The 25,598-nt window shown below is 45.1% G+C and carries 26 protein-coding genes; 1 reads left to right on the plus strand and 25 read right to left on the minus strand.

What is annotated here, in order from left to right:
- Nucleotides 1–26: 26 nt before the first annotated feature.
- From fliY to MH144_RS08000, 25 genes are all read right to left on the minus strand, one after another.
- Nucleotides 27–1,295, minus strand: coding sequence for a flagellar motor switch phosphatase FliY (gene fliY / locus MH144_RS07880; RefSeq protein ID WP_239298937.1), 1,269 nt, complete (start codon nt 1,293–1,295; stop codon nt 27–29).
- Nucleotides 1,285–2,283, minus strand: a complete 999-nt coding sequence (fliM, locus tag MH144_RS07885; protein ID WP_239298938.1) for a flagellar motor switch protein FliM — start codon at nt 2,281–2,283, stop codon at nt 1,285–1,287. The genes fliY and fliM overlap by 11 nt, the downstream gene beginning before the upstream one ends.
- 39 nt (nt 2,284–2,322) lie before the next feature.
- Nucleotides 2,323–2,784 carry a flagellar basal body-associated FliL family protein gene (locus tag MH144_RS07890; RefSeq protein ID WP_095287823.1) on the minus strand — a complete coding sequence of 154 codons (462 nt, stop codon included), beginning with the start codon at nt 2,782–2,784 and terminating at the stop codon, nt 2,323–2,325.
- Nucleotides 2,784–3,005 carry a flagellar FlbD family protein gene (locus MH144_RS07895; RefSeq protein WP_024630220.1) on the minus strand — a complete coding sequence of 74 codons (222 nt, stop codon included), beginning with the start codon at nt 3,003–3,005 and terminating at the stop codon, nt 2,784–2,786. Before MH144_RS07895 ends, MH144_RS07890 begins: the two co-directional genes overlap by 1 nt.
- A gap of 68 nt (nt 3,006–3,073) precedes the next feature.
- On the minus strand, nt 3,074–3,889 hold the full coding sequence (flgG, locus tag MH144_RS07900; protein ID WP_239298940.1) for a flagellar basal body rod protein FlgG: 816 nt from the start codon (nt 3,887–3,889) through the stop codon (nt 3,074–3,076).
- An 82-nt stretch (nt 3,890–3,971) separates the two neighbouring features.
- Nucleotides 3,972–4,355, minus strand: coding sequence for a TIGR02530 family flagellar biosynthesis protein (locus MH144_RS07905; RefSeq protein ID WP_183520908.1), 384 nt, complete (start codon nt 4,353–4,355; stop codon nt 3,972–3,974).
- A complete protein-coding gene (locus MH144_RS07910; RefSeq protein ID WP_239298942.1) occupies nt 4,352–4,894 on the minus strand; it encodes a flagellar hook capping FlgD N-terminal domain-containing protein in 543 nt (180 codons plus the stop codon). The genes MH144_RS07905 and MH144_RS07910 overlap by 4 nt, the downstream gene beginning before the upstream one ends.
- Before the next feature lie 20 nt (nt 4,895–4,914).
- Nucleotides 4,915–6,282, minus strand: a complete 1,368-nt coding sequence (locus tag MH144_RS07915; RefSeq protein ID WP_239298944.1) for a flagellar hook-length control protein FliK — start codon at nt 6,280–6,282, stop codon at nt 4,915–4,917.
- Between the two features lie 36 nt (nt 6,283–6,318).
- Nucleotides 6,319–7,257 carry a MotE family protein gene (locus MH144_RS07920; protein WP_239298945.1) on the minus strand — a complete coding sequence of 313 codons (939 nt, stop codon included), beginning with the start codon at nt 7,255–7,257 and terminating at the stop codon, nt 6,319–6,321.
- A gap of 44 nt (nt 7,258–7,301) precedes the next feature.
- Nucleotides 7,302–7,754, minus strand: a complete 453-nt coding sequence (fliJ, locus tag MH144_RS07925; RefSeq protein ID WP_239298946.1) for a flagellar export protein FliJ — start codon at nt 7,752–7,754, stop codon at nt 7,302–7,304.
- Between the two features lie 11 nt (nt 7,755–7,765).
- Nucleotides 7,766–9,085, minus strand: a complete 1,320-nt coding sequence (fliI, locus tag MH144_RS07930) for a flagellar protein export ATPase FliI (RefSeq protein ID WP_095287830.1) — start codon at nt 9,083–9,085, stop codon at nt 7,766–7,768.
- Nucleotides 9,072–9,926, minus strand: coding sequence for a FliH/SctL family protein (locus MH144_RS07935; RefSeq protein ID WP_239298947.1), 855 nt, complete (start codon nt 9,924–9,926; stop codon nt 9,072–9,074). Before MH144_RS07935 ends, fliI begins: the two co-directional genes overlap by 14 nt.
- On the minus strand, nt 9,919–10,935 hold the full coding sequence (gene fliG, locus MH144_RS07940; protein WP_095287832.1) for a flagellar motor switch protein FliG: 1,017 nt from the start codon (nt 10,933–10,935) through the stop codon (nt 9,919–9,921). Before fliG ends, MH144_RS07935 begins: the two co-directional genes overlap by 8 nt.
- Before the next feature lie 11 nt (nt 10,936–10,946).
- Complete coding sequence (fliF, locus tag MH144_RS07945) at nt 10,947–12,530, minus strand: flagellar basal-body MS-ring/collar protein FliF (RefSeq protein WP_239298948.1); 1,584 nt, start codon at nt 12,528–12,530, stop codon at nt 10,947–10,949.
- Nucleotides 12,531–12,677: 147 nt separating this feature from the next.
- On the minus strand, nt 12,678–12,989 hold the full coding sequence (gene fliE / locus MH144_RS07950) for a flagellar hook-basal body complex protein FliE (protein WP_095287834.1): 312 nt from the start codon (nt 12,987–12,989) through the stop codon (nt 12,678–12,680).
- Nucleotides 12,990–13,048: 59 nt separating this feature from the next.
- On the minus strand, nt 13,049–13,498 hold the full coding sequence (gene flgC / locus MH144_RS07955) for a flagellar basal body rod protein FlgC (protein WP_239298949.1): 450 nt from the start codon (nt 13,496–13,498) through the stop codon (nt 13,049–13,051).
- A 5-nt stretch (nt 13,499–13,503) separates the two neighbouring features.
- A complete protein-coding gene (gene flgB / locus MH144_RS07960; protein ID WP_095287836.1) occupies nt 13,504–13,911 on the minus strand; it encodes a flagellar basal body rod protein FlgB in 408 nt (135 codons plus the stop codon).
- Nucleotides 13,912–14,899: 988 nt separating this feature from the next.
- Nucleotides 14,900–16,300, minus strand: a complete 1,401-nt coding sequence (gene hslU, locus MH144_RS07965) for an ATP-dependent protease ATPase subunit HslU (protein ID WP_239298950.1) — start codon at nt 16,298–16,300, stop codon at nt 14,900–14,902.
- A gap of 129 nt (nt 16,301–16,429) precedes the next feature.
- Nucleotides 16,430–16,972: an ATP-dependent protease subunit HslV gene (gene hslV / locus MH144_RS07970; protein WP_095287838.1), complete on the minus strand. Its 543-nt coding sequence runs from the start codon at nt 16,970–16,972 to the stop codon at nt 16,430–16,432.
- 27 nt (nt 16,973–16,999) lie between these two features.
- On the minus strand, nt 17,000–18,343 hold the full coding sequence (gene trmFO / locus MH144_RS07975; protein WP_481857322.1) for an FADH(2)-oxidizing methylenetetrahydrofolate--tRNA-(uracil(54)-C(5))-methyltransferase TrmFO: 1,344 nt from the start codon (nt 18,341–18,343) through the stop codon (nt 17,000–17,002).
- A 15-nt stretch (nt 18,344–18,358) separates the two neighbouring features.
- Nucleotides 18,359–20,458 (minus strand): type I DNA topoisomerase, encoded by a 2,100-nt coding sequence (topA, locus tag MH144_RS07980; protein WP_095287840.1) that lies wholly within the window; start codon nt 20,456–20,458, stop codon nt 18,359–18,361.
- Between the two features lie 111 nt (nt 20,459–20,569).
- Nucleotides 20,570–21,700: a DNA-processing protein DprA gene (gene dprA / locus MH144_RS07985; RefSeq protein WP_239298952.1), complete on the minus strand. Its 1,131-nt coding sequence runs from the start codon at nt 21,698–21,700 to the stop codon at nt 20,570–20,572.
- A gap of 243 nt (nt 21,701–21,943) precedes the next feature.
- Nucleotides 21,944–22,873, minus strand: coding sequence for a succinate--CoA ligase subunit alpha (sucD, locus tag MH144_RS07990; RefSeq protein ID WP_095287842.1), 930 nt, complete (start codon nt 22,871–22,873; stop codon nt 21,944–21,946).
- A 182-nt stretch (nt 22,874–23,055) separates the two neighbouring features.
- On the minus strand, nt 23,056–24,216 hold the full coding sequence (gene sucC, locus MH144_RS07995; protein WP_095287843.1) for an ADP-forming succinate--CoA ligase subunit beta: 1,161 nt from the start codon (nt 24,214–24,216) through the stop codon (nt 23,056–23,058).
- A 247-nt stretch (nt 24,217–24,463) separates the two neighbouring features.
- Nucleotides 24,464–24,919 carry a MarR family winged helix-turn-helix transcriptional regulator gene (locus MH144_RS08000; RefSeq protein WP_239298954.1) on the minus strand — a complete coding sequence of 152 codons (456 nt, stop codon included), beginning with the start codon at nt 24,917–24,919 and terminating at the stop codon, nt 24,464–24,466.
- A gap of 226 nt (nt 24,920–25,145) precedes the next feature.
- Between MH144_RS08000 and MH144_RS08005 the strand changes: the two genes are divergently transcribed.
- Complete coding sequence (locus MH144_RS08005; protein ID WP_239298956.1) at nt 25,146–25,574, plus strand: organic hydroperoxide resistance protein; 429 nt, start codon at nt 25,146–25,148, stop codon at nt 25,572–25,574.
- Nucleotides 25,575–25,598: the final 24 nt, after the last annotated feature.

Genomic DNA, 25,598 nt, shown 5'->3' on the forward strand with positions numbered 1-25,598 from the left:
TGATTCAAGTCCTCCCTAAATTGTGCTTATTGTAATTTCTGAATTCGGTCCCATTGGCTTACGATATCTATAACACGAACACCAAAGTTTTCATCGATAACGACTACTTCTCCCTTAGCGATCAGTTTGTTATTGACCAAAATATCGACAGGTTCGCCGGCCAGTTTATCCAGCTCGACAATTGAACCTTGTGAGAGTTCCAATATATCCTTAATTTGCTTCTGGGTCCTTCCTAATTCTACGGTGACTTTAAGGGGAATGTCCATCAATAAATTCAAATTATTTTCGTCCACCTGACCGTAGGCCCCGTTTTGCAAATTGGCGAACTGGACGGGTTGTACATTAACATTCCTGTTTGGCATACCGCCGTAGTGTTGTGGTGCACCATATGGTTGCTGTGGTGGCATACCGTAAGGCTGTTGTGGCGGCATTCCTTGCGGCATACCCATTGGTGCCTGTCCATATCCATTATAGTCTGGAGCAGGCTGCTGAGGCGCCTGTGGAGGCATTTGCTGTTGAACCGGTGGTTGCTCCGGTGCCACAGGTGGAGCTGCCGCGGCTGGTGCTGCATTCGATGGTGTCGTGACTGGTGCATTAGCCGTTGATTCTTGTGCACCGCCGATTAACATATCCACCATGTGTTTGGCAAAATCAACAGGCAAAAGCTGCATCAGGTTGGAGTCAATCAGATCACCAATCAGGAGGCGAAACGATACTTGAATCAACGTTTCGTCATGTGGGAGATTGCTGACACCCTCGCCACTTTCCATATTGAGAATATCAATGCCAGGCGGAGAGATATTCACAAAACGATTGAAAATTGTAGACATGGAGGTTGCTGATGAACCCATCATTTGGTTCATGGCTTCCTGCACTGCACTAATATGGATTTCATTCAGCTCTTCATCCGCAGGGTTTCCTTCGCCTCCAAGCATTAGATCAGCAATCACTTGTGCATCGCGCTTTTTGATAACTAGTGAATTGATGCCTTCAAATCCATCCACATAATTGACATGTACTGCAACATGTGGTTTCGGAAACGCCTCTTCGAATTGCGAACGGCTGATAATGGATACCTTCGGTGTTGTAATATCTACTTTTAATCCGAGTAGCGTGGACAATGCTGTCGCTGCGCTACCAAATGTAATATTACCGATCTCCCCCAATGCATCTTGTTCCAGTTCAGTCAAAAAGTCGTCAACTGTTTTTTCAGCCGGTTCCGTGCTACCCATCGATTCGGATTGCCGGAGCAAAGCATCGATTTCTTCCTGGGACAAATAATCCTTACTCGTCAAATTCTTCAACTCCTTCGGTGACAATCTTATCTATTTGTACAGCCACACGGTCTTTGATCGTTCCCGGACTGCCCATATACTTCAACCTGTCGCCCACTTTGATGGATAATCCCTCTTCAACCGGCTTGTTCAACGTAATGACATCGCCAACCGATAATCCGAGGAATTCCGAGATCGAAATTCTGGATTCACCCAGTTCCGCAACAACTGGCAGTTTGGCTTTGTTCACACGTTCTCTAAGGGCATCGTATTCTTCCGGCGCTCTTGTTTTCTTCTCCGAAACAAACCACTGATGTGTCGACAGCCTTGACATAATAGGTTCAAGAACGACATGCGGGATACACAAATTGATCATGCCTGTGGTGTCACCGATTTTGGTGCTCAGCGAGATCAAGGCAATCGTTTCGTTGGGTGATACGATCTGCATAAACTGTGGATTCGTCTCCAGTGCTTCCATTCTCGGCGATATGTCGAGCACTGTCTTCCATGCTTCCTGCAAACTTTCGAACGCTCGGCTGAAGATTCGCTCCATAATTGTCGTTTCTATTTCAGTCATTGAAGCTATTTTAGTCGGTGCACTCCCCGTACCACCCAGCAATCGATCCAACATCGCATAACCAACATTGGGGTGGACCTCCAGCACCATTCGTCCCTGTAACGGTTCTGCTTCAAATATGTTTAATATCGTCATTTTAGGGATTGAACGAATAAATTCATCATAAGGCAACTGTTCGACCTGAACGACATTAATTTGAACGAATGTCCGCAATTGGGCTGAAAAATAAGTGGTGAGAAAGCGTGCAAAGTTCTCGTGAATTCGAGTCAAACTTCGAATATGATCTTTGGAAAAACGAACCGCCCGTTTAAAATCATACGATCTAATTTTTTTCTGAGTTTCTTCCTTTTTCAATTCCTCGGCATCCATCTCACCAGAGGAAAGTGCTGCTAATAGGGCATCAATCTCATTTTGTGATAATACATCCACCATGTTCTCACCCCCTTACCGTTTTACAGCGTGCTCTGTTCATTACATTGATGCCATCAAAAAATAAGTAAAGTTCGTGCTGCTCAGCTTCGGTTCAGGCAATGCTTCATTAATCAGTTTTGTAAGTTTTTCATTAAACTGAGAACGTCCCTTGGCTGTTTTTAACTCTTCTGGCTGTGCATCCGCAAAAGTCTGAACAATAATTGGTTTTACGGTAATTTCTTTAATTTTCTCGAAATCTTCTTTCGCTGTAGCGTCAGTCAGTTTAAAAGCCAGGTTAACTTGTACGATGTGATTCGTGTCTGCCAGATTGGTTTTGATGTCGGTAATCTCGGAAGTAACCTCGACAATTTCATCGGCAGTCATCTTTTTGGCTTCAGCAGCCGAAGCTACGTCTGTTTCAGCTTTATTACCTGTTTGTCCTTGCATAAATACAAATACAACCACCACAATGAGTGTTATGGCAAGCAATATCGTTGCCAGCCAGGGCATCATCTTTTTCATCAGGATTCCTCCGTTTGCTGCACTTTGATAGTGGCTGCCTGAACCCCGATTTCACGGTTGTAATCTTTGATTTTGGAAATGACTTCATCTGCCTTTTCAAGGACAATCAGTCTCTTCCCAGTTACCAGAGTAATATACGTATCCGGCGTTTCTTCTACAATCTCTACCATCAGCGCATTTAACCACATGGGAGAACCATTTAACCGCGTAACCGAAATCATGCTAAGCCCCCTCTCGATCAATGTGGAGGAGCTAGCTCCTCCACGCATTAAAACTCTTTAATCAATCATTAACGTTTCAGGTTAACAACTTCCTGAAGCACTTCATCGGATGTTGTAATGATCCGTGAGTTCGCCTGGAAACCACGTTGAGCGACGATCATCTCTGTAAATTCACCCGTCAAATCCACATTGGACATTTCCAGTTGGCCTGCAATAACAGAGCCTGTTCCAAATTCGGTGCTGTTCGCTGTTACAATTTCGAATTCGCCATCAGCATTGGCATTTGCAGTAATGCGGTACAAGTTACCACCGATCTTTTCCAGACCTTCCGGGTTGGTTACTTTACCGATCCCCAGTTGTGCACCAGCTTCAGTAGTACCATCATCCATCGTTTGGTTGATGATTCCATCTTGACCAATAGTGAACGAAACTACTGTATCATCCAGAGTAATAGGCTCGCCACCGCTATCCACAACGAACAAACCATCTGAGGTTACAAGGTTACGGTTAGCATCAACATGGAAATCTCCAGCACGAGTCAAGAAAGGAACTTCTTGCTCTCCGCCAAGTGTTACCAGGAAGAAACCGTCACCGTTAAGACGCAAGTCAGTTGGATTGTTAGTGGTCATTGGACTTCCCGCTAGATGAAGCGTATCAATGGAACCAACGGATACACCCAAACCGATTTGCTTTGCATTTACACCACCGTTTTCATCTCCAGGCGCTGTTACTCCCGCTGTGGTTTGGCTCATAATATCTTTGAACATAACCCGACTTCCTTTGAAGCCAACGGTGTTTACGTTTGCGATATTATTACCAATGACATCTAGTTTTGTTTGAAAACCCCGCATCCCGGAAACGCCTGAGTACATTGATTTCAACATTTTAAATAAATCCTCCCAGCCTTAATTTGGTTACCGCATCAGTCGGTCAGCGGCGTTCCGGCTCCCGAGAAGGGCCAGCCGGTTAAGATATGATTACTGCACTATCTATTTGTGTAAATACGTTATCCTTCATGCTTTCGCTATCCATAGCTGTGACTACAGTGCGATTTTTAACATTTACGATAAATGCCATATCCTGCATCAGGATCAGAGATTCTTTTGCACCTTTGGCCGCAGCCTTGTCGAGTGCAGTTCCAATCTGCTGCATCTGCTCACTTTTCAGCTCAATTCCCCGCTGTTCCAATCTTTTGGCAGCATGGTTGCTAAGCTTCAACAGATTATCCTCAAGCACTTGAGCAAAAGGTCGTTCGGGAGTGATTGTTGTTTCACTCTGTTTAGCACGATTAAGCAAGTTCGGTGTTACTGGGCCTGTATATAGTTGTCCAACCGTTATTCGTTCACTCATAACGTGTTCCCACTATCTTGAACAGCTGTTTCAGCTTCCTCGCTTTCATTCACTGGTGCTGAAGCATCTGCAGTATTCTGAGCCTGGGTTTCTTCGTCTTCGCTTTGAGCAGGATTCGAAACCTGGATAATTTCATTCAGCTCAATCTCGTCCTCGCCCACTTTAGCGTACTGTACACCATCCCGTACGATGATTGAATCTACAATCCCCTGACGAAGTGTTCCGCTGTCCTCTTTATTAGAAGAAAGCCAGCTAATTTCTCGTCCGATCATGCTTGAAACCGCACCTAGAGACTGATTCAGCGTTTTGAGTTGGGACGAAATGTTAACAAGCTGTTCAACCGAACTGAACTGCGCCATTTGAGCAATAAATTCCTTATCCTCCATAGGCTGCATCGGATCCTGATTTTGAAGTTGGGTGATTAGTATTTTGAGAAACTGATCCTTCCCTAACTCCTTGGTAGCTGCACTAGTTGTTGCCGTGTTCGAAGCCGAGTAGTTCGGCCATGTATTATTAGTAGAAATAATTTCAGTAGCCAATATTTTCACCTCATTTCTAGTTAAGCTTTAGCAGTAAACGAGCCTCCTTGGAAGTCGTTTCCTTCCTCATTTTCACTGCGCCAATTCCGCAGTTCTTCCTGAAGGTTTGCCGTGGTTATTGCGTCATCCGTTTGCTCTTCACGTTCCCGTGACCGGCGCTGATCCTGCGAGTTATTTCCTTGCTGGCGTCCGCCGTCATGATACATTTCTGAACCTAGGGAACTGCTCTGAGTGACTTCGATTCTCTCCACTTGTATACCTTGGGATTGAAGCGAGGTACGGAGCTGTGTCATTTGCTGTTCAAGCATATCCTTCGCCATCGCATGTTCCGTCATGAAGCGTGCAACCAATTGTCCGTTCTGCAAGGTAATCTGAACATCCAACTTGCCCAGATGTTCTGGCCGAAGTGAGATCGTGGCTTCTGAAAATCCTTTTTGCTGTACGATATCCAGCTTATTCACCACAAATTGCGTCATTTCTTTGGCAAACTGTGATGCTTGCATTACAGGTTCAGCTGGCTTAGCTACCGTCGTACCCGAAGTACGCATGGATAACTCCCCGGCTGTAATCACTTTCGAATGATCCATTTCTCCACCTTCACTGGCAGTCGACGAGGTATTCGCATCTGAATCACCTGTCACTTTAAGCCCACTATTAGAAGAAGAAATTGCAGTCAACTCTTTTTCCGTAGATGGAGTAGCTTTGGTTTGAACACCTTGATCTTTTAATGTATCCACGGAATCAACGATTGTTTTAAGTTCTGTCCATCCTTTATTATTGCTCAGATCAACTCCAGCCTCCTGCAACTGATTCTGGAGGGTTTGAAGCAACTGCTTAAACTCAGCTGTATTTTTGGCTATAGGACTATCTGGTTCAGTCATACTTGCAACCAACTGAGTAAGTACATCCTGCAACACAAAGCGAACTGCAGCTGGGTGTTCAGTAAGATCCATCACTGCAGTAGCGTTAACAGTTGTTTGCGCATTTACTGTTCCATCCGCTTTTTCCGTTTCAACTGAAGCACCGTTTAACTGGGCATACATCTGTTGAATCAGATTTTGCAATTCTGCCAGTAATGCCGGGTCATTCTCCAGAACTTCATCTAGCGAATCCAAGTCACCAAACAACGAGTCCAGAACAGCTGTAAGAGACGTTTCTTCCCCTTCTTCATTAGTTGCAAGGGTTATAGCTAACGGATTTACAGTTAAACCTCCAGCAGTAGCCGAGTTGTTTTCTTCCGTGGTACTATTCAATGACTGTGCCAGTGTTTGCAAAAATCCACCATCGTTCCCTGCAACCCCACCTTTAGATTGCGTTCCAGATGAAGTTTGTGCTGCTCCTGTTGTCTTTGAAGTGGATACTGAGGTCATTTGGTATACGATTGACATTTTGTTTCACCTCCTTTCGGATTAAGATTGTTCTACCTACTTATTTCCCATTAACCGGTTTAAGATTTTCGCTGTTTCAGCTGAATCCTCTGTAGACATATTCTCAAGTAATTGTGAGCGTGTTGCATCGTCTACCGAATTCAAAATGGTCAATGTTTTATCTGGACTGAGTTTATACGTCTCTAGTAGCAATTTTGCGCCGCTTGAGGCTGACATTGAAGAGAACGTTTGGCTGAGCTGGGTTTTGTCCAGGTTTTTCGAATTAGTAGTAGATGTAGTTGTGGTCGCAGCCGTTTCTTTCTTCAATCTGGATTGCAAAGCATCTAGTGCCAGATCTCCGGATGGTTTGGCGTCCTTCATCATCATCGTGACATCTGCCGCTGTTTTTGGATCCATTTTCTCCAACACTTTCGTACGAGCAGTCGATTGCATTGCACTCAGAAGCAGTACCATTTCTTCATTGGTCATGTTCTGTAAAATCGGTGCTGCTTTGCTAGGACTCATATCTGCATACATTTTGGCCAAATCCTTAATCTGTTTCTGATAATCAGACTCACTCTCTGGAACCTCAGCTGCTGCAGTTTCCGCCGCTTTCTCCGCTTCATCCAATTTTTCTTGCAGATCACTTGCTTTTTTTGCTTCTGTCGTAGTAGCCTCTTTTGCTGCCTGGAGCTCTGTTTCTTTAGCCGCTACCTGAGACTTCAACTTTTCGATTGTTGCTTCAGCACTCTCCACTTGCTTTTCGCTTTCGTCCAGCTTTTCCTTTTCTGGATCCAGTACAGGATCAGGCACCCAATCCTTGACTACCGGAATTTTGTTAGCTAGCTCAAGCATGTTATTACGTATATCTACATTAAATAAGGTGAGCAGCACACCGAGCAGTACGACGGTGAAGACAATGGGGATCGAAATCATTAGAAACTTTTCCCAACCGCCACCTGATTCTTTCTCGATATCTGTGTCTTTAACAGCCATTATTTCATTCCTCCTTCACGAGACAACTTCGCTTGCGAAGCCCATCAGATTGCCCGTCCGGCCTTTGCAGCGAAGCGTACAGTAGCCATCTCGTCCAGATCGTTCTGTTCCCGGAGGAGCATCTCCTGCTGAAATTTGATTTTGGCTTTGTCTCTCGCTTCAAGCCACACTTTTTCATCAACCATCTTACCGTTCAAGAACGTCTGATTTCGCTGCACATTGACCTGAGCGTGTTTAACATCCGTATTCTTTTTGGTGATGCACTCATCCAGGTGATACACGTATCGCTGCATTTCTTGCAGACTGGATACAGAAGCAGTGCTCTCCGTTGCGGATTGAATGACACTAATCAGTTCTCTTTTATCATTCATAAGTTGTAAAAGATGTTCTTCTTCTGTTTGAAGTTTGCCGATTGCTGTGGATAACATCCACTCCGCTTGTGTTTTTTCATTGCTTTTCAGGTCAACTACCTTTTGGAAATGATATCGAAATTTCATCGTTTAACCTTTCATCTCCTTGCAAATTCAAGAATCAAACGTTCCTGCACTTCACTCAGTGTTACTTTTTCATCTACTTTTTGCTTGGTAAAGTTCCATATGCTTTCGATCTGATCCATCGCTTCATCAATAGCTGCATTCGATCCTCTTTGATAAGCACCAATGTTGATCAAATCTTCGGATTCCTTGTATACGGCCATCAATCGCTTCATATTATTAACGGCTTCCAGCTGCTCTTCAGGCGCGATATCTTTCATGACACGACTAATGCTCGCTAACACATCGATTGCAGGAAAATGTCCTTTGTTCGCGATGGACCGATTCAGCACAATGTGACCGTCCAGAATACCCCTAACCGCATCCGCAATCGGTTCATTCATATCGTCACCATCAACGAGTACCGTGTAAAATGCTGTTATGGAACCCGTTGGTCCAGTTCCCGCTCGTTCCAGCAATTTAGGCAAACTCGCAAATACGGAAGGTGTATAACCTCTCATCGCTGGAGGTTCACCTACAGCAAGTCCGACTTCCCTCTGAGCCATGGCATAACGAGTAACGGAATCCATCATCAACATGACATTCATGCCTCTGTCCCTGAAATATTCCGCTATCGTGGTGGCAATGACTGCCCCTTTAATTCGAATCAATGCCGGTTGGTCAGAAGTTGCGACTATGACGACCGAGCGCTCTAGCCCTTCCGGCCCAAGATCACGTTCAATAAAATCACGAACCTCGCGTCCCCGTTCACCTACAAGTGCTATAACATTCACATCAGCGGCCGTATTACGGGCAATCATGCCCATCAATGTACTTTTACCAACACCCGATCCGGCAAAAATACCAACCCGCTGACCTTTACCAACAGTCAACAGACCGTCAATCGCTCTAACGCCTACACCCATGGTTTCCAGTACACGCGGCCGTTCCATCGGATTCACAGGTTTATTCGATGTGGAGAACATCGGCATTCTTGAAGGCAGCAACGATCCATCCAGAGGTTGACCAAGTCCATCAAGCACTTTGCCCAGCAGCTCTGAACCAACCTGAACTCCAAGCGGCTTCCCGGTACCTACGACATCGCACCCCGGACCAATCGATTGCAATTCACCCAGAGGCATCAGTAGCACTTTGTTATCCCGGAAACCAACGACTTCTGCTTGAATCGGCTTCTCCGATTTACCCGGGTAGATGTAGCATACGTCACCGATGCTAGCGTCAGGACCTTCGGATTCAACCATGAGCCCGATAACCTGTGTGACCTTACCGTTAACCCGAACAGGATCAAATTGGCGTAAGTGCTCCATGTAACGCTGTGAACTAAGAACCTTCATGTTGATTTTTTCGCCCCTCATCCTCAAGTGCTATGCGGATCAGTTCTTTTTTGATTTCAGAAAGTTGTGTATCAATACGGGCATCCACGCTACCAAAAGACGAGCGAATGACACACCCTTTGTCTTTTACCGTTGCATCCGGCAATATTTGAAGTTCGGCTTGTGAGTCGATGGATAAGGACAACTCTTCACGCGCAGCTTGTACAAAAGCAAATTGTTCTGGAGCTACACACAAGGCAATCATTCCTTGTTCGCGTTTCCGTGACAGGTTCTGACGGATCAATTCGAGAGTATGGTCTGGTTCAACAGTGAGCTGTTTATCAATAACCTTCTCTGCAATTCCGCATGCCAGATCTACAAGGAAAGGCTCTGCTTCCTGGATAATTTGATCTTTTGCCACATAAGCCTCTTGCAGTACTTCCTGAGCTTCTTTCATCATCTGTTCGATCTGCACTTGGAGATCCAGTTCAGCTTGTACTTTGCCTTCATCAAAACCCTGCTGAAAACCTTGTGAGCGCATCGCTTCAATTAAATGTTCATCCTGCTGGCGCTGTTCTTGCCACCAGCTATCAATCTGCTCACGGGCTTCTTTAAGCATGCGTTCCGCTTCCTCGGAAGCTTCGCGTACCTGCTTTTCTGCAAACTCCTTGGCATCCTCCAGCATCTCCGCAGTCAGACGTTTAGTCTCTTCGTCTACACGGGCCTGTAACGCCTCTGTCTCTGCACCTTCTACTTCACTATCTGTTCCTTCAGCTTCAGGTCCACCATAATGATGATGATTTTCAAGGCGTTTGCGGTCATCAACCGGCACATACTGGAAAGATTTAATCAAATTAGACAATGATATCATCTCCTCCGCCGCGAGCGATAATGATCTCACCAGCTTCTTCCAGTCTGCGGATCGTTCCTACGATACGAGTCTGGGCTTCTTCCACATCACGCAACCGAACAGGTCCCATGAATTCCATTTCTTCCTTGAATGTCTCGGACATCCGTTTGGACATGTTGCGGAACACTGCATCCCGAACTTCTTCGCTCGCCACTTTGAGTGCAAGCTGCAAGTCTGCGTTGTCGATATCGCGGATGATACGTTGAATTGAACGATCGTCCACGTTGACAATATCTTCGAATACAAACATGCGTTTTTTGATTTCTTCGGCAAGTTCCGGATCCTGAATTTCCAGAGAGTCCAAGATGGTACGCTCCGTACCCCGGTCGACCCCATTCAAAATCTGTACGATCGACTCGATGCCGCCTGCGTTTGTATAATCCTGTGTAACCGTTGAAGACAACTTTTGTTCCAATACACGTTCCACCTGAGAGATAACCTCAGGGGATGTGCTGTCCATGACAGCCACTCTTCGCGCAACATCAGCCTGCTTCTCCTGAGGCAACGAGGATAGAATCGCTGCTGCCTGCTCGAATTGCAGGTAGGATAGTACCAACGCGATCGTTTGCGGACTTTCGTTTTGAATAAAGTTTAATATTTGGTTTGGATCCGCTTTACGTGCAAAGTCAAATGGTCTAACCTGCAGTGTAGCTGTCAAACGATTAATAACTTCAAGTGCTTTTTGCGATCCGAGTGCCTTCTCCAGAATTTCTCTCGCGTAAGTAATACCGCCTTGCGAAATGTATTCCTGAGCAAGACAGATCTGGTGAAATTCAGCCATAATCATATCTTTTTCGGAAGCATCCACTTTGCGAACATTGGCAATCTCCAATGTTAATTGTTCAATCTCCTCATCACGCAGATGTTTGAAGATTTGCGCCGACACTTCCGGACCTAGTGTAATCAACAAAATTGCTGCTTTTTGTCTTCCAGTCAAACCTTGACTGCTTGCCTTTGCCAATGCGTTCACCTCTATTCGTCAGCCAGCCACGTACGCAGCAGATTGACGAATTCGTCTGGCTTTTTCTTCGCCAAACTCTCCAATTGTTTGCGCACTTGACTTTCGTTCGTTACACTGTCCAACGTAATGGACGGGAACTCTGTTGCTACTGGGAGAGGAATCTCTTCTTCTTCCTCTTCGTTTTGTTTGCGTCGACGGCGTACGAGGAGGATAACGACTGCTGCGATTAACGCGGCCACCAATGCTCCTACGCCCCACATCATACCTGTCGATAGCTGGAATCCTGTTTCTGCAGCGGCTGCAGTCTGGAAACCTTGGGATATAACCGAAACTTTCTTGGTCAGATCAGCGTCTGTAATTACATCACCTGAATCTGCAAGTGAAGCTCGAACGATATTCACCAAAATATTTTCAATTGCATCCTGGACAGGTTGTTGTAATTCTGTTTGTCCTTCAGGTGGTTCAACGGCTACGTTAATGGTTAAGTCTTTTACAGTATAAGGACTGGAAATGATATCTTTGGCGATTCGATTGACTTCATAGTTTACAGTGCTAGATGATTCCTCCGAAGTAGAATTCCCCGTTGCATCCGCTGAAGGATAACCAGGAACTTCTTCTTGACCGGTACCTGCGACACCGCCTGTTGGAGTACTCGCACCTGTATAACTCTTTTGAATCTCCTGCACACTGATCTCGATGCCCTTCATATTCTCTTCATCGACTGGTGTAACCAGATTCTCTTTGCTTGTCACTTTATCGAAGTTAAGCTTGGAAGCGACGAGTACATTTACTTTGTCTTCGCCTACGATTTGAGACAGGAACTGTTTTACATTGTTTCGTACGTCATTTTCGAACTTCTTCTGCAAAGCCATGTTTTCCTGAACTTCGGAAGATAATCCACCGCTGCCTCCACGGGCAGTTGGAATCAACTCGGCTTCATCCGTGTTGGTGATCGTAATATTTTCAATCGGCAGGTTAGGAATAGCGGTTTTCACCAAGTTAAAGTATCCATCCACCGCTGCCTGATTCGGGTGATATCCCGGTTTAAACTGCAATGCTACGGAAGCGGATGCTTTGTCTTGCTCTTCCAGGCCAGCAAAGATATTATCTTTTGGCATATTGACCAAGACTTTTGCATCTTGTATACCTTGCATGCGCTGGAGTAACTGTTCGACCTCTCCGTTAATTGCATTGTTGTATTTAACATCGAATTCTTTGTCTGTCATCCCGATCGGGGATGAAGACTCCTCGAATGATTTATATCCTAATGAACCATTCTGAATAATCCCTTGTGATCCTATGTTGACTTTTGCAAGTGCAACATCCGTGCTTGGTACCGATATGGTTTTCCCGTCCGCGCTTAATTTGTAGGGAATATTGGATGAATCCAGGTAGTTAATGACGCCTGCAGAGTCACTGGAATTCAAATCGGTAAATGCCACTTCATATTCTGTTTTGGACAGTTGCATAGTTAGTACAACTGCAGCCAGAATTAAAAATAAAAAGGTGGAAACCAGTAAAACTTTCTGTTTTTTGCTGAAGCTATTCCAATACTGGGTTGCTTTATCCCTGTACTGGGCAATTCTCTCATTCACTCTGTCACCCCATCCGAAACTTTGCTTAGTCTGTCCCGAGCCATCAAAGTACTTCTACTACTAAAGTACGAGACTAGGCTCAGGAGCAGCATCGCAGCTGCTTGTTGTAATGATCAGCGCTGTTATCGAAGCGCAATCATGCTCTTTTTACATTTGCGTACGCATAATCTCTTGATACGCTTCGACTACTTTGTTTCGGACTTGCGACGTGAGTTGCAGACTCAACAGGGCCTGTTCTGAAGCGATCATTACCTGATCCACGTTCACATTCCCCAATAGAAATTGATTGGACATTTCATGTGCCTGAGTCTCCTGCGTTGCCACGGACCCTAATGCCTCTTGTAAGTATGTACCGAAGCTCTGAATGGTTTCGGCTGGTGTTGATGGTTTGCTAACGGAAGCATTTTGCATCTGCAACGGTTGAACTACCTGTGTGTTAAACATGTTGTTCTGAATCATCAATGTCCCTCCCCTTTATCCCATTATTCATGTTAAAACCTCATTACCATTACCGTAATCTATCTTCCGATCTCTAAAGCTTTTGTTATCATTGCTTTGGTTGAATTTAACGCTGTTACGTTCGCCTCGTAGGACCGAGAAGCTGAAATCATGTCAACCATCTCTTTCGCAATATCCACATTTGGCATGTACACATACCCTTCAGCGTTTGCATCCGGATGAGATGGATCATATACAGGTTTCAGAGGAGACTGATCTTCACGAATCTCTGATACTCTAACTCCCTCACCTGAGGCCTTATTACCCATCTGATTCTGTAGGATACTGCTAAACGAAGTTTTGTTTGGTTCGAGAACTACCATTTTTCTTTTGTAGGGAACCGCTTCGCCATTCGATACACTGGCGCGAGTCGTCTCTGCATTAGCGATGTTTGAAGATATAACGTCCATCCTCAAGCGTTGGGCTGTCAGGGCCGATGAGCTAATACTAAAACTGTTACTGATATTCACCTAAGTTATCTCCCTTCCACTCCAACACGCATCATTTTAATCTGTTCATTCACTTGTTGAATATAAGCGTTGTAACGCAACTGGTTCTCCGCCAGAAGGCTCATTTCTTTGTCGATATCGACATTATTCTGGTTATTATTCATGGATGTCGAATGATCCATTGTTACTACAGGTGTAGGAACGGAAGAGGAAGGTCCTATGACAAAATGCCTTGAGTCCGTTACTTTTCCCTTAAGAACTGGCATATCTCCATCCGTTTGCTGCTTTAAGATTTCTTCAAAAGATACGTCAGAACGCTTGTAATACGGGGTGTCCGCATTCGCAATGTTGTCTGCAATCGTTTGTTGTCTAGTGTTGGACGCATCGAGTGCACCTTGTAATCTTTTAAAGCTAATATCATTCAAAAGATTCACGATTTCCCTCCTCTCCTTAGAAATTATGGAAAAAGATTGAATCTTTTCCCCTAAAATTCGCTTATGTTTTTCGACAAAAACATTCGCCTTTTCGCGTTTTTCTAGGACTTAAGTAGAATTAACTCTGATGTTGTCGTATAACATAAGTTTCTTCGAGATTGGCATTTATTACAATAAGAAAAAAGCCCTATCTTTTCTGAAAGAGAGGGCTTTTTGTGTATTTTCTGCAAATTATGAATTTTTTCGCAAATGTTGAGGCCCAAAACAAAATCGAGTTCACATCTACAAAACACACACTTAAACATTCTTAAAATTTATAGCAGGCTCTTCCATCTTATTCCTAACGTCACTTCATCAACTTCGTTTGCAATTGGGAAAATTTATCTGAATTGTGTTAGCAATATTTGCCGTTGCAACAACGTTTTTATTCATCATAATTCCACAAGGAAGCATTCTATGAATTAAATAATTGACAAGCTGACCTTCTTGCTTTACTCGTTTACCCTGATATAACACAACACTTTCTTAACAATTAAAAATCCCGTTACAATTGGAAGTCAACGAAAATATTTTACTGCATTAGCGTATTGCTTCGATCGATTCTTTGCGCATTTGCGCAAGTTTTATCGACAATGTAATTAAACCGATAACCAGACTTGGATAAAACAGACAACCTTATATTGGCAATCAACCCATTCACTCACATGACCGCTTTTGGATTCTTACGACTTCGAATCCTGACAACTGCGGCACAAGTCCTACTTTTTCACTACTTTAAATGTAACTTCAATCTTTTTATCGGCTTTTCTATGAAAATCCATTAGTCTGGAACAAAAAAAGGGCAGTATTCATCTGCCATAAAGATAAGCGCTCACTACCCGATCAGGATTACTCCTGCAACAGAGTTCGTCTTATTTTTACTTACACAGTGAATACCACCATTAAACTTCTTAATTATAAATTGCTACGGTTACAGATAAAAGTCTTATTACAGAATATATTGACTCAGGTCACGGTCCTGTGCAATATCGTTCAATTTCTCGCGCACATACTCGGGAGTAATGACCATACGCTCCAGCGTGAGCTCAGGTGCCTCAAAGGACAAATCCTCAAGGAGTTTCTCAAGAATAGTATGCAGACGCCTAGCGCCAATATTCTCCGTATTTTGGTTTACGGATTCAGCAAGTTTGGCAATCTCACGAATGGCCTCATCAGAGAATTCGATTTCAATATTTTCAGTCCGCAACAAGTCGACATACTGTTTGGTCAACGCATTTTGAGGTTCCGTCAAGATAGATACGAATTCCTCCAGTGATAGGCTATTCAACTCAACCCGAATTGGGAATCGTCCTTGAAGCTCCGGAATCAGATCCGAAGGTTTGGCCACATGGAACGCTCCAGCCGCCATAAACAGAATATAATCGGTTTTGACAGGTCCGTACTTGGTCATCACAGTAGAACCTTCCACGATAGGCAAAATGTCCCGCTGCACGCCTTCACGTGAAACATCCGGGCCGCTACCACGCCCCTGGCTGGCTACCTTATCGATCTCATCAATAAAAATAATACCCGTCTGTTCAGCTCTGCGAATGGACTCTTGCGTAACGTCATCCATATCGATCAGCTTGCTTGCTTCTTCTTGGATCAGAACTTTACGAGCTTCTTTGATCGCCAGCTTGCGTTTTTTGGTGCGTCGCGGCAGCAGGCTTCCAAACATCTCCTGCATATTCATGCCCATCTGGTCATTTCCTTGCCCTGCAAACATATCCATCATATTCGGTGCAGTGTCCTCAACATCAATCTCAATAATATCCTCTTCCAACTTGCCGGATAATAGATCGAATTTGATCTTGCGACGCCGCTCTGCGACATTCGTGTCCGGCTCTGGTTCTTCCTGCTCGGGCGTGTTGTTTCCGTTATTGCCAAATATCATTTCAAACGGGTTACGTTGATTTTTGGACTTGGATTGGGAAGGAGCCAGGATATGTACGATACGTTCATTGGCAGCTTCTTCAGCCTTGTCTTTTACCTTTTCGGTCCGTTCCAGCTTAACCATCCGCATGGACGTTTCAATCAGGTCACGGATCATGGATTCAACATCACGACCAACATAACCCACTTCCGTAAATTTCGTTGCCTCCACCTTTACGAAAGGGGCTCCTACCAGTTTAGCCAAACGGCGGGCAATTTCTGTTTTACCAACACCTGTCGGTCCAATCATCAATATGTTTTTAGGTACGATATCATCCTGCGTATTTTCTGGCAAAAGGCTGCGGCGATATCGATTGCGCAAGGCAACAGCCACTGATTTTTTGGCCTGTTTCTGTCCTACAATATACTTATCAAGCTCTGCAACGATTTGTCTTGGTGTTAACGCTTGTGTTTGCATTTCGCTTCCCTCCTACCAGTCTACTTAAAATTCTGCATAGAAATATGTTATCAAAATTAGGGATAACCCCGCAAATTGATAGGAATAGCCCTGACGGCCATGCTCTATGTTTCAGTTTGCGGGGTTATCTTACAGTTCTTCTACAATGATATTATTGTTGGTATACACACATAATTCTGCAGCAACCTGCAATGACTCACGAGCAATGTCCTTGGCTTCCAGGTTTGTTGCATGACGTTTCAATGCACGTGCCGCAGACAGCGCGAAGTTCCCACCAGAACCGATCGCAATGACATCGTCATCTGGCTCAATGATTTCCCCTCCGCCAGAGATAAGCAGCATTCCTGTCTTATCCATAACGATAAGGAGTGCTTCAAGCTTGCGCAAAATGCGATCCTGCCGCCAGTCCTTGGCAAGCTCCACCGCAGCACGCTGCAAATTACCATGATGCTCTTCCAGCTTACCCTCAAACTTCTCGAACAGTGTAATCGCATCCGCTACTGAACCGGCAAATCCAGCCACAACCTGTCCGCGGTATAGGCGTCTTACTTTTTTGGCCGTATTTTTCATCACAACGCTTTGCCCCATGGTCACCTGACCATCGCCGGCAATCGCTGCCTTGCCATTATGACGAACTGCACAGATCGTTGTAGCATGAAATGACATATCCATGATTCAGCCTCCTCCCACGAAACTAATTTATACGCGTCCCGGAACGGTTAGACCTTCTGCAGCAGCAAAACGGGCAATACCATCCAAGGCACGCTGTGCAAGAGCTTCATTTTTTTCTTTTTTGTTACGGATCTTCGTCTCCAGTTTCGGCAGCAAACCAAAGTTTGCATTCATCGGTTGGAAGTGTTTGAAGTCAGCCGTAGTAATATACTGTGCCATACTGCCCAGCGTTGTCTCTACTGGCAACACTACAAGTTCCTGTCCAAGTGCCGCTTTGGCTGCATTTATACCCGCAATCAGACCTGAAGCAGCAGATTCAACATACCCTTCCACACCTGTCATTTGTCCTGCAAAGAACAGATTTGGACGTTCCTTGAACTGATACGTCGGACGCAGCAGTTTGGGAGAATTAATGAACGTATTGCGGTGCATAACACCATAACGCACAAACTCCGCATTTTCCAGGCCAGGGATCAGTGAAAATACCCGTTTCTGTTCTCCCCATTTCAGATGTGTCTGGAAACCAACCAGGTTGTACAGAGTCCCGGCTGCGTTATCCTGTCTGAGCTGTACCACTGCATGTGGCAGTTCCCCTGTATGCGGGTTAACCAGACCTACCGGTTTCATGGGTCCAAACAGAGCCGTTTGTTTTCCTCGCTTCATCATGACTTCAATCGGCATGCAGCCTTCGAAGTAAATTTCTTTTTCAAACTCTTTTAATTGGGCAACCTCTGCCGTAATCAGAGCATCATAGAAGATATCAAACTCTTCTTCTGTCATCGGGCAGTTTAGGTAGGCTGCCTCCCCTTTATCATAACGGGAAGCAAGGTACACCTTGTTCATGTCAATGGAGTCTTTTTCAATAATCGGAGCAGCTGCGTCGTAGAAATAGAAATATTCCTCGCCCATCAGTGCCTTGATTTGTTCAGATAATGCTGGCGAAGTCAGTGGGCCAGTAGCAACAACCACGATACCATCCTCCGGCAAGGAGGTTAGTTCTTCGTTGACCACCTCAATGAGAGGATGCTGATGAAGCGTGGAAGTAATTTCCCCCGAGAATCCATCACGGTCAACAGCAAGTGCTCCTCCCGCTGGAACTGCGTTTCGATCCGCTGCACCCAGCACCAGGGAATTCAGCATTCTCATTTCTTCTTTCAGCACACCAACTGCATTGGTCAAACCGTTGGCACGCAGCGAATTGCTGCACACCAGTTCTGCAAATTTATCAGTATGATGAGCCGGTGTTTTTACAACCGGTCTCATCTCATATAGTTTTACACGTACACCGCGACTTGCAATTTGCCAAGCTGCTTCCGTTCCTGCCAGCCCGGCTCCAATTACCGTTACAACTTGTTCATTCGTCAAAATCATTTACCCCCATATATGCTAATCCGCTGTTTCTTCTTCCGGCTCCTCGACCGGTTCCTGATGATCACAGGATGTACATTGCAAACGCGTCCCCTGCTTGTTTCGTTTCTCAACCATGAGGGAACCACAACTTGGACAAGGTTTGGCCGACGGTTTATCCCAGGATACGAAATCACACTCTGGATACTTGTCGCAGCCATAGAAGATACGTCCTTTCTTGCTACGACGTTCAACCACATGTCCTTCCTTGCATTTCGGACAAGTTACGCCAATATCCTTAATAATCGGTTTGGTATTCCGGCAATCCGGGAATCCGGAGCACGCAAGAAACTTGCCGAACCGACCCAATTTGTACACAAGCGGCTTGCCGCATTTCTCGCAGATTTCGTCCGAGACTTCATCTTCAATCTCAATCTCTTTCATTTCTTCTTCTGCGAATTCGAGTCTTTTCTCAAATGATTCATAAAATTCCGCAAGTACCTTGACCCAGTCTTCCGAGCCTTCTTCCACATGGTCAAGATCACCTTCCATATTGGCAGTGAACTCTACATTCAAAATTTCAGGGAAAAACTCCTCCATCTGCTCGATGACAAGTTCTCCAAGCTCGGTCGGCATGAATTTTTTCTCTTCAATTGCCACATATCCACGCTTCTGAATGGTTTCCAGGGTTGGTGCATATGTACTTGGACGCCCTATGCCCAGCTCTTCCAGAGTACGTACAAGTCTTGCTTCCGTATACCGGGGCGGCGGTTGAGTGAAGTGCTGTTTCGGTTCAATCTCCTGTTTCTCTAACCGATCTCCATTTTTTAGTGGAGGCAGCAAACGATCTTCTTCCGTAGTACCATCATCGTTACCTTCCACATAAACCTTCATGAAGCCCTGAAAGCGAACCTTAGAGCCTGCTGCACGGAAAATGGTATCTCCAGCTGCGATATCCACAGAGAGTGTATCGAGGACAGCAGAAGACATCTGGCTAGCCACGAAGCGCTCCCATACGAGTTTATACAGTCTGAACTGATCACGGCTCATAAATGATTTGATGGAATCCGGATCACGCAAAATGGATGTTGGACGAATAGCTTCGTGAGCATCCTGCGCATTGGCAGCCTTCTTGGAATAGTTTCTTGGCGTCTCAGGTGCAAAAGCTTCACCGTACTTGCCAACAATATATTCTTTGGCTTCTTCCTGAGCTGATGCCGCAATCCGGGTGGAGTCTGTACGCATATACGTAATGAGACCCACTGTGCCTTCTTTTCCGAGGTCTACGCCCTCATAGAGCTGTTGAGCAACTGACATCGTTTTGGAAGCCCTGAAATTCAATTTCCGAGCAGCCTCCTGCTGCAAAGAACTTGTCGTAAACGGAGCGGATGGATTCCGGCTGCGTTCTTTCTCTTTCACTTCTTTGACGGTAAAATCCGCGTTCTCAATTTGTTTCAAAATAGCTTGTACTTCGGCTTCGCTTCCCAGTTCGGTTTTTGCACCGTTCAATTGATGGAACTTCGCTTCAAACGGATTGCCGTCTGCTGTCAGCTTCGCCGTAATGCTCCAGTACTCTTCCGGAACAAAGTCATCTATTTCATTTTCGCGATCCAAAATGATTTTGACTGCTACCGACTGAACACGTCCAGCAGACAATCCTTTTTTGACTTTCTTCCATAATAGAGGACTGATTTTATATCCTACAAGCCGATCTAGAATACGTCTGGCCTGCTGTGCATTAACCAAGTCCATGTTAATCTTGCGCGGTGTTTTGAACGCATCCTTGACTGCCTGCTTCGTAATTTCGTTGAAGACAACTCGGCAATCCTCCGTGTCATCCAGTTCAAGTGCATGAGCCAAGTGCCATGCAATAGCCTCGCCTTCGCGATCCGGGTCAGCTGCGAGGTACACTTTTTTCACTTTCTTTCGTGCATCCTTCAGTTCTTTCAAAATCGAACCTTTGCCGCGGATCGTAATATATTTCGGATTAAAATCATTTTCCACCTCAACGCCGATCTGACTTTTCGGCAAATCGCGCACATGTCCCATCGAAGCCTTCACGATGAACTTGCTGCCTAAATATTTGCCGATTGTCTTCGCCTTTGAGGGCGACTCCACGATTACGAGTGAATCCGCCATAGGTTCATCCTCCTCTCAGTCATGAAACTGCTTGTTCCTTGTCAACCTTGTCAGCAATTAAATAACTTCCGTTAATAATCTATTTTCACATGCCGCGTGGTCACAGCATTGTCATACCCTTGCATATTTGGTTCCAGGTAATTGGCTAATCTGTTTTTTTATGATTAAAGATAACAGAACTGAATGCAAATGTCCAAAATCCCAACCGAGCTGCTCTACAAGTTGATCCAAAGATCTTTCGTCCTGCTCCAGCAGGGAGATGATCCGGCTCTCATCGGATGAGAGACTAACCTTAGGAAACATATCCGCAGGATTACCTTGTCCCTTTTCTGGGGAACGTCCTCTATTGTAAGGAAGTTGTTCTGGATTTGGCAAGTCCATTCGGTACTCTTCAAGCAGATCGTCCGCGCAAGTGACCAATTTTGCCCCCTGACGAATCAGATTATGTGATCCCCGACTCTTGGGTGATGTAATGGGGCCCGGTACAGCAAATACATCTCTCCCTGCCTCCAGCGCTGCATCTGCAGTAATAAGGGAGCCACTTCGGATATCCGCTTCTACTACCAGCGTTCCGAGTGTCAAACCTGCAATAATTCGATTACGCTCCGGAAATAGTCCTTGGTGAGCACGTGTGCCTGGTGGATATTCCGACAGTAGTAGACCCGTTTCGGCAATTTGCTCAGCTAGTTTTTTGTTCTCAGGTGGATAGATCTTATCAATTCCTGTGCCAAAAACTGCAATGGTTTTACCTTTTGCTCGAAGAGCAGCCTCATGACAGGTGCTATCAATCCCTCGGGCAAGTCCACTGACTATGGTCAACCCTGCACGACAAAATTCTGCCGTTAGCCTCTCGCCTACTTTGCGCCCATACACTGTTGGCATTCGAGTTCCTACCATGGCAATCGCCTTTGTATGTAACAAACTCATGTCCCCACGGCCATACATAACCCAAGGTGCCTGAACGGTTTCCTTCATTAATATGGGGTAATCTTCATCCAGATAGGTAATAACCTGAATTCCTTGTTTGTAAACCGCTTCTCGCCTATGCTCAATCCAATCTGTATCGAAACTTTTCGCAAGCCTGGCGGCCTGATCTTTACGTAAGCCGGCTTGAACCCAATCTCCTTCTTCATAATGAAGCAAATCCGGAAGGTTGTGCCGCCCTGTCATCAATTTCGAGATCGTTTTCTTCCCAACACCATCCATTTCATGCAATCCAAACAGAATCCAGCTTTTTTCCATCCTATAAGCCTCCCAAGCGGGAAGAACACTTCCCTCATATTGTGTAGGTTGTGACGACAGAATGCAAGCGTTTACTTTGTAGGGAGCAATTCAGCACCCTAATTTGACAAGTAATCCAACGCAAAAAAGCAACCCTTCGCCCTGTTTGAGGACAAAAGGTTGCTTACCTTTTCCGTATCACAATAGTCGGTTACGAAAGTAACAACATCTCCGCACCGTTTCTACTATTATAATGGAAAAGAATTAATGTGTCGTGCACAAATTTAAAATACCACGCTCTTCTAGCACACTTACCAGGGTGGAGCCCATCTCGGCTGGCGTTGGCGCAACTTTGATACCGCAAGATTCAAGCTTCGCGATTTTTTCCTTAGCTGTACCTTTACCTCCTGAGATAATGGCACCAGCATGACCCATCCGTTTGCCTGGAGGCGCTGTAACGCCACCGATAAATCCAACAACCGGTTTGGTCATATTGTCGCGTACCCACTCTGCAGCGTCTTCCTCTGCTGTACCACCGATCTCCCCGATCATGATGACAGCATGAGTCTGTGGATCTTCATTGAAACGTTTGAGGATATCAATGAATTCGGAACCTTTGACCGGGTCTCCCCCGATTCCTACCGCTGAAGACTGTCCGATCCCACGTGTAGTCAATTGATGAACAGCTTCATAGGTGAGCGTTCCGCTACGGGAAACGACGCCAACATGTCCAGCCATATGGATATAACCAGGCATGATTCCAATTTTACATTCACCCGGTGTAATAACACCAGGACAGTTCGGTCCGATCAATACAGTCTTTTTGCCTTCCATGAAGCGGTCTACCTTCACCATGTCAAGGACAGGGATGCCTTCTGTAATACAAATTACAAGATCAAGCTCTGCGTCTACAGCTTCCATAATGGAATCTGCAGCAAACGCTGGTGGTACGTAGATAACGCTCGCTGTGGCACCTGTAGCTTCCTTCGCTTCTTGTACCGTATTGAATACCGGAAGACTAACGACTTTGCCATCTTCCAGCGTGATATCAACATTGGTCCCGCCTTTGCCTGGCGTAACACCGCCTACCATCTGGGTTCCGTAATCCAATGCGCCCTTCGTGTGGAACATTCCCGTTGAACCCGTAATGCCTTGCGTAATGACTTTTGTATTTTTATCGATCAAAATACTCACGTTGCTTCACATCCTTACGGTTATTTTTCAAGTTCCGGACAGCTCCGGCACTAAGAAGCAATTTATATCATTCGATTCCATTGCTAGCGGGAACATGAATTAGACGGATTGAAGCATTCCGATCCAATTCATGAAGATTGCGAACCGCTCTTTGGATTGATATAAATGGCCCAGGAATGAACTTATTTTACGAGGGCAACAATTTTTTGTGCACCGTCGGCCATGGAATCAGCAGGTACGATATTCAGGCCGGATTCACCCAAAATCTGTTTGCCAAGCTCCACATTCGTTCCTTCAAGACGAACAACCAGCGGTTTCGTGAGGCCAAGCTGTTTCGCCGCTTCAACGACACCGTTTGCAATAACATCACAGCGCATGATTCCGCCGAAAATGTTAACGAAGATGCCCGCCACTTTGGCGTCAGACAGAATGATTTTGAAAGCTTCTGTCACTTTCTCCGTTGTTGCACCGCCCCCAACATCAAGGAAGTTGGCCGGGTCTCCGCCGTAGTATTTGATGATATCCATCGTAGCCATCGCAAGTCCCGCACCGTTAACCATACAGCCGATGTTCCCATCAAGTGCTATGTAGCTGAGGTCGTATTTGGAAGCCTCGATTTCTTTTTCGTCTTCTTCATCCAAGTCGCGCAGTTCCAAAATATCCTTATGACGGAACAAGGCATTGGAATCAAAATTCAGTTTCGCGTCCAACGCGATAACGTTTCCATCTCCAGTAACAACAAGAGGGTTAATTTCAGCAATGGAGCAATCTTTTTCCACAAATGCTGTGTACAATGCAAGCATGAATTTGACTGCTTTGTTCACCAACTCATTCGGAATATTAATGCTGTAAGCCAATTTACGTGCTTGGAACACTTGTAATCCAATAGCAGGGTCAATAACTTCTTTGAAAATTTTCTCAGGAGTAGCTTCAGCCACTTCTTCGATCTCCGTACCGCCTTCTTCGGAAGCCATCATCACGACTCGGCCCGTTGCACGGTCAACAACAACACCCACGTAGTACTCTTTGCGGATATCGCAGCCCTCTTCGATCAGAAGACGTTTTACTTCCTTGCCTTCCGGTCCGGTCTGGTGTGTCACCAGTACTTTTCCCAAAATTTCGGAAGCATAAGCTCGAACTTCATCTGCGCTCTTCGCTACCTTTACGCCGCCGGCTTTTCCCCGGCCACCTGCGTGAATTTGCGCTTTGACTACAGTCACCGGACTGCCCAGTGCCTCTGCGGCCGCAACCGCTTCATCGACTGTATAAGCAACCTTCCCATTAGGAACGGCAACTCCATACTGTTTCAGTACTTCTTTTCCTTGATATTCATGGATATTCATTCTCGAATCCTCCTATCAACATGACTGCAACAAGGCGGGTTGGTTGACTACCAAAAGACAAATGTTGACTATTTTCACTTAAACCCAATTCATTGTAACACGTTTTTAAAACGCTTTCCTTAAAAAAGTAATGGTTAATAGACAGCTTTTTGATATGGATATCATCCCATATTGTGAATGCTTGGATATAACTGGAAAAAACCTCGGACTAATATGTCTGAGGTTTCTCCCTTTCCTTGTTTCAAGGTTATTTTCTAGCTTCTTTCGTATTCGTTTCATGTACCTTCTGAAGAAGCCCTTTAAACTGACCCAGCAACGATTCAAATTCCGTACTGCTCAGGCAAGCATCCCCCTGAATGGAATCCGGAATGGACAGAGCCTTGTTGCGAAGCTCCTTACCCGAATCAGTTAACGTGATAAGCACTTTGCGCTCATCCTGTGCTGAACGTTCACGATGAATGAGTCCGGCAGATTGCAGGCGTTTTAATAACGGTGTCAACGTCCCCGAATCCAAGTACAACGCCTCTCCGATTTCTTTAACCGTGCATTCCTCTCGCTCCCACAAAACCATCAAGACCAAATACTGCGAGTAGGTGACACCCAGTACCTCGAGATATGGCTGGTACATCTTCGTGATTTCACGAGAACAAGCATATATGGCAAAGCATAATTGGTTATCCAACTTCAAAGCATCCGTTTGCATAATATTAATCCCACCTGCCTATTGTACATTGAATTTCTTATAGAAAGTTCTGTGTTAAGCCTGTCTTTTGCATGCTTATCTGCAGATACTAGAAACTCTCTATATATATTATCACAAATTAGAAAAAAAACAGAATAATTGAGCACAAGGGATTTTACTTTTCTATTTTATTGTGTTAAATTAAATTGCACAAAATATAATTGCAAGCATAAAGGAGCGGATTGACATGATGACTATTCAACAAAAAATGTATGAAACTACTGTAAAAGCAGTTGGCGGACGTAACGGTTATGTAGAATCCTCCAGTCCGGAACTTCGTTTAGATGTACGCACACCTAAGGAAATGGGCGGTGCAGGCGGAGAAGGTACCAACCCAGAGCAATTATTTGCAGCAGGTTATGCAGCTTGTTTTGATAGTGCACTAAACATGGTAGCTCGCATGCAAAAAATTAAGTTAGAAGGTACTGAAGTCACAGCTACAGTTCATTTCGGAAAAATGGAAGACGGTGGCTTCGGCATTGCGGCAACACTTGACGTTCTTGCAAAAGGCGTAGACAAGGCTACTGCGGAGAAGCTGGTAGAAGCAGCACATCAAGCCTGCCCATACTCCCGTGCAACACGCGGCAACATTGATGTCGAACTAAACGTACTATAGATCATTTTTGTAACACCTCCATTT

This window comes from Paenibacillus sp. ACRRY (genome assembly GCF_022346995.1).
Classification (GTDB): domain Bacteria; phylum Bacillota; class Bacilli; order Paenibacillales; family Paenibacillaceae; genus Paenibacillus.

Excerpts from the sequence above, each read along its gene's own strand:
- MH144_RS07905 (WP_183520908.1), bottom strand. The coding sequence starts at position 4,355 with ATGAGTGAACGAATAACGGTTGGACAACTATATACAGGCCCAGTAACA.
- MH144_RS07890 (WP_095287823.1), bottom strand. The coding sequence starts at position 2,784 with ATGAAAAAGATGATGCCCTGGCTGGCAACGATATTGCTTGCCATAACA.
- dprA (WP_239298952.1), bottom strand. The coding sequence starts at position 21,700 with ATGGAAAAAAGCTGGATTCTGTTTGGATTGCATGAAATGGATGGTGTT.
- hslV (WP_095287838.1), bottom strand. The coding sequence starts at position 16,972 with ATGGATATGTCATTTCATGCTACAACGATCTGTGCAGTTCGTCATAAT.
- trmFO (WP_481857322.1), bottom strand. The coding sequence starts at position 18,343 with ATGATTTTGACGAATGAACAAGTTGTAACGGTAATTGGAGCCGGGCTG.
- flgG (WP_239298940.1), bottom strand. The coding sequence starts at position 3,889 with ATGTTGAAATCAATGTACTCAGGCGTTTCCGGGATGCGGGGTTTTCAA.
- MH144_RS07915 (WP_239298944.1), bottom strand. The coding sequence starts at position 6,282 with ATGTCAATCGTATACCAAATGACCTCAGTATCCACTTCAAAGACAACA.
- fliE (WP_095287834.1), bottom strand. The coding sequence starts at position 12,989 with ATGATTCAGAACAACATGTTTAACACACAGGTAGTTCAACCGTTGCAG.
- MH144_RS08005 (WP_239298956.1), top strand. The coding sequence starts at position 25,146 with ATGATGACTATTCAACAAAAAATGTATGAAACTACTGTAAAAGCAGTT.
- MH144_RS07920 (WP_239298945.1), bottom strand. The coding sequence starts at position 7,257 with ATGGCTGTTAAAGACACAGATATCGAGAAAGAATCAGGTGGCGGTTGG.
- hslU (WP_239298950.1), bottom strand. The coding sequence starts at position 16,300 with ATGCAAACACAAGCGTTAACACCAAGACAAATCGTTGCAGAGCTTGAT.
- fliJ (WP_239298946.1), bottom strand. The coding sequence starts at position 7,754 with ATGAAATTTCGATATCATTTCCAAAAGGTAGTTGACCTGAAAAGCAAT.
- MH144_RS08000 (WP_239298954.1), bottom strand. The coding sequence starts at position 24,919 with ATGCAAACGGATGCTTTGAAGTTGGATAACCAATTATGCTTTGCCATA.
- fliM (WP_239298938.1), bottom strand. The coding sequence starts at position 2,283 with ATGGTGGATGTATTATCACAAAATGAGATTGATGCCCTATTAGCAGCA.
- fliI (WP_095287830.1), bottom strand. The coding sequence starts at position 9,085 with ATGAAGGTTCTTAGTTCACAGCGTTACATGGAGCACTTACGCCAATTT.
- MH144_RS07895 (WP_024630220.1), bottom strand. The coding sequence starts at position 3,005 with ATGATTTCGGTTACGCGGTTAAATGGTTCTCCCATGTGGTTAAATGCG.
- sucC (WP_095287843.1), bottom strand. The coding sequence starts at position 24,216 with ATGAATATCCATGAATATCAAGGAAAAGAAGTACTGAAACAGTATGGA.
- topA (WP_095287840.1), bottom strand. The coding sequence starts at position 20,458 with ATGGCGGATTCACTCGTAATCGTGGAGTCGCCCTCAAAGGCGAAGACA.